The sequence below is a fragment of the uncultured Thiodictyon sp. genome (assembly GCA_903837595.1).
Classification (GTDB): domain Bacteria; phylum Pseudomonadota; class Gammaproteobacteria; order Chromatiales; family Chromatiaceae; genus Thiodictyon.
In genome coordinates this window covers 18,320-29,075 of the sequence record CAILVI010000405.1, presented here as the reverse complement: position 1 = coordinate 29,075, position 10,756 = coordinate 18,320, and the positions used below count along the sequence as shown (strand labels likewise).

The 10,756-nt window shown below is 63.7% G+C and carries 8 protein-coding genes; all 8 read left to right on the top strand.

The genetic code is table 11. The features are described from left to right. Window positions 1–753: 753 nt before the first annotated feature. Window positions 754–1,542, top strand: a complete 789-nt coding sequence (locus QZY44_RS24235) for a peptidoglycan recognition family protein (RefSeq protein ID WP_295454131.1) — start codon at window positions 754–756, stop codon at window positions 1,540–1,542. A 126-nt stretch (window positions 1,543–1,668) separates the two neighbouring features. Further along, window positions 1,669–2,037 (top strand): hypothetical protein, encoded by a 369-nt coding sequence (locus tag QZY44_RS24230; protein ID WP_295454128.1) that lies wholly within the window; start codon window positions 1,669–1,671, stop codon window positions 2,035–2,037. Between the two features lie 412 nt (window positions 2,038–2,449). Then, on the top strand, window positions 2,450–3,199 hold the full coding sequence (locus tag QZY44_RS24225; protein WP_295454125.1) for a S24 family peptidase: 750 nt from the start codon (window positions 2,450–2,452) through the stop codon (window positions 3,197–3,199). A gap of 129 nt (window positions 3,200–3,328) precedes the next feature. Next, the gene (locus QZY44_RS24220; protein ID WP_295454122.1) at window positions 3,329–5,494 is read left to right on the top strand and encodes a bi-domain-containing oxidoreductase; all 2,166 of its coding nucleotides are present in this window, start codon (window positions 3,329–3,331) and stop codon (window positions 5,492–5,494) included. 105 nt (window positions 5,495–5,599) lie between these two features. After that, complete coding sequence (gene wecB / locus QZY44_RS24215; protein WP_295454119.1) at window positions 5,600–6,700, top strand: UDP-N-acetylglucosamine 2-epimerase (non-hydrolyzing); 1,101 nt, start codon at window positions 5,600–5,602, stop codon at window positions 6,698–6,700. A 151-nt stretch (window positions 6,701–6,851) separates the two neighbouring features. Continuing rightward, the gene (locus tag QZY44_RS24210; RefSeq protein ID WP_295454114.1) at window positions 6,852–8,090 is read left to right on the top strand and encodes a glycosyltransferase family 4 protein; all 1,239 of its coding nucleotides are present in this window, start codon (window positions 6,852–6,854) and stop codon (window positions 8,088–8,090) included. Then, a complete protein-coding gene (locus tag QZY44_RS24205) occupies window positions 8,090–9,871 on the top strand; it encodes an alginate lyase family protein (protein WP_295454111.1) in 1,782 nt (593 codons plus the stop codon). The genes QZY44_RS24210 and QZY44_RS24205 overlap by 1 nt, the downstream gene beginning before the upstream one ends. Continuing rightward, a complete protein-coding gene (locus tag QZY44_RS24200) occupies window positions 9,855–10,658 on the top strand; it encodes a YdcF family protein (RefSeq protein ID WP_295454107.1) in 804 nt (267 codons plus the stop codon). The genes QZY44_RS24205 and QZY44_RS24200 overlap by 17 nt, the downstream gene beginning before the upstream one ends. The last annotated feature ends 98 nt before the right edge of the window (window positions 10,659–10,756 follow it).

The window sequence follows — 10,756 nt, the reverse complement described above, 5'->3', positions numbered from 1 at the left end:
TGGACCGCTTGGATACAGCATTGCGTCGACAATTGGCGCGGAAGCTGTTGTGTCGTTTGCCACGCACGCTGAATATGGTATTCCGGCCTGCCCGATCGGATCTGCGATTACCGGCATTCGGCTCGACCGGCAACAGTTCCTTTGTGCTCCGTTCGCGAAGCCTTCGAACGAACGATTGACAAGAGACCCGGGTGATCCAATTCTGCCTGGGCCGCCGGGTTGGCTATGTAAGACATTTCGTATCGATTGCCCCGCCAACCCAACGCAACCGATACCGACGCAAAGGAATGGGATGCATGTGTGCCCTTCGGGGCAACAGGCACTGATCGGGTTAGATCCTCAGACGAATACCTTTGTCTGCAGCCCGGCATTGAATACGAATTAGAGCAATATCGTCGGTCAACGTCGTTACCACGGCACAGTATACTATCTCCAGTAGGAACGAAGCGATACTGCGCCGGGTCGGCGACCATGGTCGCCCGCACCGGGTTCGTCTCGATGTCGTGTTGGCACAACAAGAGATACATCGCGGCCTGCATCAGGGAGGATTTGTACCTGCTGTCCCAGCGGGTTCCCGTGCGCCGGTCGCTGTGGTTGATGTATCGCTGGTACCGGCGCTCCGCGGCGATAATGACCCGCGGAATCGATTCGGCGATTGCGCCCGTGACCAGCAAATGGACGTGCTTGGTCATCCGCACGTAGGCGCGAAGCGCTCGCGTGCGAGCACGTCTTCACGAGTCACTGCAAGCAGGCATGGTCGTCCTGTTCGTCGAAGAGTCACGGTCCACGATTATGTCCCCGCTGCACAGTGTGCAGCGGGACGGCATCGAGATGGACACGGCGGCGGGCCATGCGGCAAGTATCGCAAGAATTGAGCCTGGCCCTTTTTGGTGCCCTTTTGGTGCTTTTGGCCTGGGCCCTTTTGGCCATAAAGATCCTGTCTTCAACAAAGAGGTGAAACGAGACATGGCTGCTTGGAAAGGTATCGTCGGTAAGAGCTATACATCGGATGAATTCGATGCCTATTGCCACACGCTGCACTGGAGTGCATGGCGTCCTTCATTCATTGTCTTACATAACACGGGGGCTCCGTCGCTGGCGCAACGACCTGACGGGTTGACGGGCAAGCATATTCAAAACCTTGAAGCTTTCTATCGCGACACACAGAAGTGGAGCGCCGGCCCCCACCTTTTTATCGACGACCGTCAGATATGGGTGTTCACGCCTTTAACGGTTTCTGGCGTCCACTCTCCGTCTTGGAATTCTGTTTCCATCGGTATAGAGATGTTGGGCGATTATGATACGGAGGCATTCGATAGTGGCCGCGGATTAGCGGTACGTAAGCATACTGTTTCCGCCATCGCCACGTTATCCGCTGTTCTTGGGCTTGATGCCGGAACGATGAAGATACATCGCGAGGATCCGAAGACCACGCATGCTTGCCCTGGTAAACATGTCCGAAAGCTGGAAGTCATTCAGGATGTCCAGGATCTCATTGAAGCCAGGCACCATGGTGCACATCTGACTCATCCCGATCCTTGAGCTGGTAAAGGGAGGAAAAGGGGCCGGTGCGGCTCGGCAAGGTCGCGTAATCGAGTGGGTGGAACTCCCACCTGGGTAGTCGCTAGAGCCCGGTGACAAACATTAGCCAATACCACTGGATACCTCATGCTTACACGCGATGCGATCTACGTCCAAGTCTTCCGTGACCGATTCGTTGTCAAGAATATGGACACCGGCGCTGCCAAAGAGGTCAGCCGCGACATGAGCCATGCATCACCCAGGATGTTGATTGCAGACTTTACCATGGCGCAGCATCAACTCAAGGAGGCGGTGAAGTCCGTCCGCCGTGGGCTTAGGGCACCAGAGGTGCTAGTTCACCCGATGGAACTCATGGAAGGTGGAGTGACGCCAGTGGAGTGCCGTGTGTTTGTTGAGCTTGGTGTTGGCGCTGGCGCATCAAAGGCCGCAGTCCATGAGGGCGCACCACTTTCGCCAGACTCCGTAAAGAAGGTTATCCGTGAGTACAAGCACTAAGTTTGGCAGTGGCCGGGCATCCGCACCGCCGTACTGAATTCCAGGTGAACATCGTCCATACCGAATCGGCAGATGTGCGGGTAGGCCTGCCGAAGGGGCCTGCGTTCGCCAATTTATTCCCCAACCGCGCCGCTGCCCGCCAGGTTGCGCCGAAGTAAGTCCGCATTGTCATTGGTCTGGAGTGAGTTGGGTGCCTGCCGACCTGGAACTGACCGCCTCGATCAGGCGATTGAGACGATGCCATCCGCCTTACGGACCTGGATTGGACGCCACGTGACCGTTCAGCCCCCACCCCAACCCTCCTCCATGAGGGGGGCGAGAGAAGCGGCCGGTCTTAGATCATCTCATTGTGTTTATAATGTAAACATGATGTTTGTTGCTGCCGTGTGCAGACTGTTTAGACTGAGGGTCCATGACAGCCATGATCAAAGTGGAGGCGGCGCTTCGGGCGCGGGGTGAATCCCTGTCCGCGTTTGCGGCGCGGATCGGCGTGCGCAGTCAGGACCTCAATAACTGGAAGAAGCGAGGGCTCCCCAGAACCAGACAAAGGCTGGTCGCCGACGCGCTCGGCTGGACCCTGGACCACCTGCTCGTTGACGACGCCGCGTGCTCGATCACCTCGCCGCCGGCAACCGAGTGCGCGCCTGGGCCGGCGATTGCGGAGCCCGTGAGTGGCTGCCAGGTGGCTACCGCAGATCCGGATGCGCGCGGTCGTTCCCTGGCATCGGGGGACGTGCCGACCGATCGCTCGGTGCTGATTCCCAGGCGGCGGTTAGTGTTTTCCGCGAGCAGCGGCGAGCTGGTGTTTGAGCCGCAGACGCCCCCACTGGCATTTGACGCTGACTGGCTCAGCCGGATCGGACTGAGCGTGGACAATGCTGCTGTCATTGACGCCCAGGGAGACAGCATGGCGCCGTTGATCCATGAGGGTGATGTGCTGCTCGTCAATCTCGGTGACCGCGCGGTCCGGGATGGACAGATCTTCGCGCTTCGCTACGCCCGCGAGTTGCGGGTGCGGCGCCTCTATCGCCGCTATGATGGATGCCTCATCTTGCGCTCCGAAAATCGCGAGCGCTATCCGGACGAGACGGTCCCTCGCGCAGATCAAGGGATACACGTTCAAGTTGTGGGTTGCGTGCTGTGGCGTGGCGGCCAGATCTGAGTCCGTGCCAACCGGCTGGGACGCTCAGATACCCGAAGGACGGCGGCCACTCATCCCGATTTCTTGCATCTGTCGCGTGGCCGCAGGACGGCTGCCGTCGGTGGGTGTTCATGTGATCTAGGTTGTACCGTGAAACAAATTCTGCAGAATCTCAAGGACGGCCACACCCAGTTGGCGGAGGTGCCGTGCCCGCGCCTGGGGCGCGGTGCACTGTTGATCCGCACCACCCGCACGCTGATCTCCGCCGGGACTGAGCGGATGCTGGTGGATTTCGGCAAGGCCAATCCGCTGGAGAAGGCCCGCCAGCAGCCGGACAAGGTGCGGCAGGTGCTGGAGAAGGTGCGCACCGACGGCCTGGTGCAGACCGTGGAGGCGGTGCTCAACAAGCTGGGTCAGCCGTTGCCGTTGGGCTACTGCAACGTCGGGGTGGTGGCCGAGTTGGGTGCCGGGGCGACGGGCTTCGCGGTGGGTGATCGGGTGGCCTCCAACGGCCGGCACGCGGAGATGGCGTGCGTGCCGGTGAACCTGTGTGCCCGCATCCCGGATGGCGTGTCGGACGAGTCAGCGGCCTTTACGGTGATCGGGGCGATCGCGTTGCTGGGTATTCGGCTGGTGGCACCGTCGCTGGGCGAGGCGGTGGTGGTGACCGGGCTCGGGCTGATCGGGCTGATGGCGGTGCAGCTGCTGCGCGCGCAGGGGTGTCGGGTGCTGGGCATTGATATGGACCCGGCGAAGCTCAAGCTGGCCCGCCAATTCGGTGCCGAGACGGTCGATCTCAAGGCTGGGCAGGACCCGGTGGCGGTGGCGCACACCTTCTCGCGCGGGCGGGGCGTCGATGCGGTGATCATCACGGCGGCCACGCGCAGCAATGAGCCGGTGCACCAAGCGGCGCTGATGTGTCGCCAGCGCGGGCGGATCGTGCTCGTCGGGGTCGTGGGGCTGGAGCTGTCGCGGGCGGATTTCTACGAGAAAGAGCTGAGTTTTCAGGTCTCTTGCTCCTACGGGCCGGGGCGCTATGATCCGCGCTATGAGGAGCAGGGGCAGGATTATCCGGTGGGCTTTGTGCGCTGGACCGAACAGCGCAATTTCGAGGCGGTGCTGGATATGCTGGCCGATCGGTGCCTTGATGTGGCGCCACTGATCTCGCATCGGTTCGCGCTGGCGGATGCGCCGCGCGCCTACGCGGTGGTCGGCGGGGCCGAGCCGTCGCTGGGGATTGTGCTGGAGTACCCGGGCGGGGAGGAGCAGCGGTTACGCGCGCGCACCGTGCAGGTTACCCCGGCCTCCCTGCACCCCGGCGTGGGGGCAGCGGCTGGGGCGGTGAGCTTTATCGGTGCGGGAAATTACGCGACCGGGGTGTTGATCCCGGCGTTCAAGGCGGCGGGCGCACGGCTGGTGGCGGTGGCCTCCAGCGGCGGGGTGAGCGGGGTGCATGCCGGGCGCAAGTTTGGCTTTGCGCACACCACGACGGACACCGAGGGGCTATTTGCCGATCCGCAGGCCGACGCGCTGGTGATTACCACGCGGCATGACAGTCATGCGCGGTTGGTGTTGCAGGCGCTGGCCGCGGGCAAGGCGGTGTTTGTGGAGAAGCCGCTGTGTCTGACCCTTGATGAGTTGTGTCGCATTGAGGCGGCGGTCGCTCCCATCCAACTGGACGCTGGAGCGTCCGCGCTGGCTCCCACGCTGGCGCGTGGGAGCCAGAACGAGGCGCCTTTGCTGATGGTCGGTTTCAACCGCCGTTTCGCGCCCCAGGTGCAGAAGATCAAGTCCTTGCTGGCCGGCGTGACCGGGCCCAAGGCCTTCGTGATGACGGTCAACGCCGGGGCCATCCCGGCGGGGCACTGGACCCAGGACCGGGCGGTGGGCGGTGGGCGGATCATCGGCGAGGCCTGTCACTTTATCGACCTGCTGCGATTTCTGGCCGGGGTGCCGATCGTGCGGGCACAACGGCTGGTCATGGACTCGGCCACGGGGGATTGCGTGAGCATCAGCCTGGGTTTTGACGACGGCTCGCTCGGGACCATCCACTATCTGGCCAACGGCAGTAAGGCCTTTCCCAAGGAGCGGCTGGAGGTGTTCGCCGCCGGGAGGGTGCTGCAACTCGACAATTTCCGTCGCCTGACCGGTTTCGGTTGGCCGGGTTTCAAGCGGCTCAATCTATGGCGCCAGGACAAGGGCCAGCGTGCCTGCGCGGCAGCCTTTGTGACGGCCCTGCGCACGGGCGGGTCGGCGCCGATCCCGCTGGCGGAGATCCTGGAGGTCAGTCGGGTGACGCTTGAGGTGGCCGCCTAAGGCTAGCGCTGTCGGCTGCCTGCCGTACTTTGCTGCACGGTTCACAAGCTGTTTAGCACAGCCGCGGTATAATCACGAATCGTTGACACTGAAGATTCTGAAATTGTGCTGATCGACATCATCGCTGGCGCCCGTCCGAATTTCATGAAGATCGCGCCCATCATCCGTGCCTTAGAGGCCAGGGCAGCGGCGGGCGGGCGCCTGAGGTACCGGTTGGTGCATACCGGTCAGCACTATGACGCCCGCTTGTCGGGCGATTTTTTTTCCCAGCTTGGCATCCCGCAGCCGGATGTGAATCTGGAGGTAGGGTCGGGCACCCAGGCGGAGCAGACGGCGGCGATCATGCTCGGCTACGAGCGGCTGCTGTTGGCGGCGCCATCCCGCCTGTGTCTGGTCGTCGGCGATGTGACCTCGACCATGGCCTGTGCGATTGCGGCGCAAAAGCTCGGGGTCCCGGTGGCGCACGTTGAGGGGGGAATTCGCTCCGGAGACTGGAGCATGCCGGAGGAGATCAATCGGATGGTGACGGATGCCATCACCAACTGGTTCTTCACCACCAGTGAATTCGCCAACGCGAATCTACGCCGCGCGGGGGTGGGGGAGGAGCGGATCTTTTTTGTCGGTAACACCATGATCGACTCCCTGCTGACCAACCTGGAGCGGCTGCGGCCGCCGGCATTCTGGGAGGTGTTGGGGTTGCGGCCAGGCGGCTATTTTGTTGTTACGCTGCATCGACCGGCTAACGTGGATTCGGCCGATTCCCTGGCGCAGATGCTGGGGGCGATCGGTGAGGGTACACGGGGTCTGCCGGTCATCTTTCCGGTACATCCGCGTACGGCGAAGACGTTGCGTGCATTGGCGGACCTGCCGACGAGCCTGCAGCTGGTTGAACCCCAGGCTTATCTGGAGTTCAATTATCTGGTCAGGCACGCCAAGGCCGTGATCACCGATTCCGGCGGCATCACCGAGGAGACGACGGTGCTGGGCGTGCCATGCATGACGTTGCGCGCCAGCACCGAGCGGCCGGAAACGGTGAGTATCGGTACCAATGCATTGATCGGCACCGACCCGGCTAAGCTGGCGCCCGCGCTGGAGCGGCTGTTCGCCGGGGACTGGCCGCGGGGCGGCATTCCGGCGCTCTGGGATGGGCGGGCGGGGGCACGGATTGTGGCAGGGCTTGAGGACGTCTTAGCGGTTGAGGCTTAATTGTCAACGGCGTTCATCGCCGTCCGTCATTCCAGTTGGGATGACCCCATCCACGGGATGTGATCCTTGTCGCTCGGGCGGCAAGTGGTACTCGAATTGTAAAAGTTAACACCAAGAAAAGTTAACACTCAACCGATCTTGCGGAGTGGACGTGCACATCCTGTTTCTGAGCGATAACTTTGCGCCGGAGGTGAATGCCCCGGCGTCACGCACCTTTGAGCATTGCCGCGAGTGGGTGCGGGCGGGGCATCGGGTGACGGTGATTACCTGCGTGCCGAATTTTCCCACCGGGAAGGTCTTTCCTGGTTACCGTAACCGGTTGTGGCAGCGCGAGACGATGGACGGCATTGAGGTCATACGGGGCTGGACCTACATGATCGCCAACGCGGGTTTTACGCGGCGGACGCTCGATTATCTGTCCTTTATGGTGATGGGCTTGCTGGTCGGGTTGGCGCAGCGGCGGCCGGATGTGATCGTGGGTACCTCGCCGCAGTTCTTCACCAACTGTGCGGCCTGGATGCTGTCGGTGTTCCACTGGCGGCCGTTTGTGTTCGAATTGCGCGACCTTTGGCCGGAGTCGATCAAGACCGTCGGGGCTATGAAGGACCCTGCGTTGCTCTGGTTGGTGGAGGGCGTGGAGCTGTTTCTTTATCGGCGAGCGGCCGCGGTGGTGGCGGTGACCGAGTCGTTCCGGCGCAACTTGATCGCGCGCGGCATTGACGGCAGCAAGGTCCATGTCGTCACCAATGGCGTTGATCTGACGCGTTTTCACCCGGTGGAGCGGGATGCGGCGTTGGCCCAGCGGTTCGGGCTGACTGGTCGCTTTGTCGCCGGCTACATCGGCACGCATGGGATGGCGCATGTATTGGAGACGGTGCTGGAGGCGGCGGCGCTGATGCGTGCGCATCCGCAGGGCGCTCGGGTGCGTTTCGTGCTGCTGGGCGACGGTGCGCGCAAGCTGGCGCTGAAGGCGACCGCCGCGCGGATGGGGTTGGATAATGTCCTGTTTCTTGACTCGGTGCCGAAGGCCGATATGCCGCGTTACTGGTCGCTGCTGGATGTGGCGATTATCCATCTGAAAAAGTGTGATACTTTTACCAAGGTGATTCCCTCGAAGCTGTTCGAGTGCATGGGCATGGGGCTGCCGGTGTTACACGGCGTGGCGGGCGAGTCTGCCCAGATCGTCGAACGTGAGGGCGTGGGCCTGGTGTTGGCGCCGGAGGATGCGCAGGCCCTGTGCGCGGGCGTGCTGCGCTTGGCCCAAGACCCCATGCTCTGCCAACACCTGCGTGCGCGCTGTCTGCAGGCCGCGCCCCACTATGACCGCACGGCGCTGGCGCGGCGCATGTTGGTGGTGCTGAAAGGCGTGGTGGGCGCGCGGGGCGGCTGATGCTGCGGCGGTATTTTCATACGCTGCGCCATTTGCGTCCGGTGCAGTTCTATGGGCGCGTCTGGTTTCGGTTGTACCGACCCCATCCTGATACGCGCCCGGCCCCGCCGCTGCGGCGAGCGCAGTCGCACTGGGTTGCCCCGGCGCTGCGGCCGGTGTCGCTGCTGGGGCCGGCGAGCTTGCGCTTGCTGAACGAGACGCACGCACTCCTTGGGCCGGGGGCCTGGAACAATCCCGCCCGTGACAAGCTGTGGCTGTATAACCTGCACTATTTCGATGACCTGAGTGCGGCCACTGGGCCGCAACGGGTCGCCTGGCAGCAGGGGCTGTTGCGGCGCTGGGTGGCGGAGAATCCGCCGGGGGTCGGCACCGGTTGGGAGCCCTATCCGACCTCGCTGCGCATCGTCAATTGGGTCAAGTGGTCGCTGGCGGGCAATGCGCTACCACCCGAGTGTGTGGCGAGCCTGGCGGTGCAGGCACGCTGGCTGCGCCGACGCCTGGAGCATCATCTACTCGGTAACCATCTGTTGGCGAATGCCAAGGCCCTGGCCTTTGCCGGGGCCTTTTTCGCTGGGCCGCAGGCGCAGTCGTGGCGTGCCCGTGCAGAGCGGTTGCTGGCGCGTGAGCTGCGCGAACAGACCCTGGCCGACGGCGGGCATTTTGAGCGCAGCCCCATGTACCACGCCATCGTGCTGGAAGATGTGCTGGACCTGATCAATCTGGTCGCTGCCTATCCGGAGACGGCGGTGCCGGCAATGCTGGGCTTATACCGTGAGTGTGTGCAGTCCATGACGCGTTGGCTCACCGTCATGTGCCATCCCGATGGCGAGATCGGCTTTTTCAACGACGCGGCGTTGGGCATTGCCCCGACGCTGGCGCAGTTGGTTGATTATCGGCAGCGGCTGGGTCTCGATGGCGCCGCGACCACGCTCGCCACTCGCGCTCCCACGCTCCAGCGTGGGAGCGTCGGGCGGACGCTCTGCGTCCCGATGTCCAGCAATGGCGCAGTGGTCTGGCTGCGTGACTCCGGCTATTGCCGTCTTGAGGCCGGCTCAGCGGTGGCGCTGCTGGACGTGGCGCCGCTTGGAGCTGACTATCTGCCGGGTCATGCCCACGCCGATACGCTGTCGTTCGAGCTGTCGCTGTTCGGGCAGCGGGTGATCGTCAACGGCGGGACCTCGCGCTACGGCAGCGGTCCGGAGCGCTTGGCCCAGCGGGGCACTGCGGCGCACAGTACGGTGCAGATCGACGGCGCGGATTCGAGCGAGGTCTGGGGTGGCTTCCGGGTGGCGCGGCGCGCGCGGCCCCTGGATGTGCGGGTGGACTCGGTGCCGGAGCTTGACCGCGGCGCACGGCGGTCTGGGACGCGCACCGAGTTCACCGCGGAGCGCGCGCTGAGGGTCTGCGCCGCCCACGACGGTTATCGCCGCCTGCCGGGGCGGCCGTTGCATCGGCGCACCTGGGAATTGACATCGGAGCGGCTGACGGTCACCGATGCGATCGAGGGTGAGTGCGGCGCGGCCGTGGCCCGTTTCCATCTGCATCCAGAGGTGATTGCCGAGATTGCGGATGACGGCGGGCGGGGGTGCCTGCGCTTGCCGGGCGGTCATTTGGTGGACTGGCAGCTCACCGGTGGTCACGCTGGCCTGGCGTCCAGCGTGTGGCATCCGGCGTTCGGTCGGGCGGTGCCGACGCGGTGTCTGGAACTGAGGTTCACGGGGCACGGATGTCGCTTTGATTTGGACTGGCGGGAGCCTGGTGTTGATGCTCTATCTCGATAAACTGATTGCGCAGCTGGCCTATCCGTTGGGCCTGTCGCTCGCTCTGTGCGTGCTGGCCCTGCTGCTGTTGGTGTTCGGACGACGGCGGTTGGGGGGTGGTGCGGTGCTGGTCGCGGTGCTCTGGTTAGGGGCTTGGTCGTTGCCGGTGGTTTCCAATGCACTGCGGCTGTCGCTGGAGGGGCGGTTTGCCAACAATCCCGTGGCCGGGTTGCCGCAGGCCGATGTGGTGGTGGTGTTGGGCGGGGGGGTGAGCGTCGGACCGCCCCACTGGCCCTATCCGGACTTGGGTGCGGCCGCCGATCGGGTGTGGCAAGGGGCACGGATTGCGCGCGCCGGTAAGGCCCGTTGGGTGATCGTGACGGGTGGCACGATGCCCTGGAGCGGTGAGCGCGGTTCGGTGGCCGAGGCCACGCGTGCCTTCCTGGTCGAGTTGGGGGTACCCGAGCAGGCGGTGTTGTTGGAGGGGCGTAGTCGCAGTACCCGCGAGGATGCGCTCTACAGTGCCGACTTGATCGGCGCGCGCGGTTTTCAGCGCGTGTTGCTGGTGACCTCGGCCCTGCACATGTCACGCGCGCTGGAAAGCTTCCGGGCGGTGGGGATCGAGGCGATCCCGGCCCCCACCGATTTCGAGGTGATGCCCGAACCGCCCAGTTTGCTGCGCTGGTTGCCCGATGCCGACGCACTGGCCGCCAGCACCCGCGCACTCAGGGAGTATCTGGGGCTGTGGATGTACCGGTGGCGGGGGTGGGCAGTCCCCGCTGTTGGCGGTTCCCAGCGGTTTTCCTAGCGGTTGTGTGGATTTCGTCCTCGTGAACCGCTCTCGCTCTCCTTCACGACCACCGCTCCAGCGGTGTGATGGGTGTGTTGGACGCTCCGCAAGCCGGC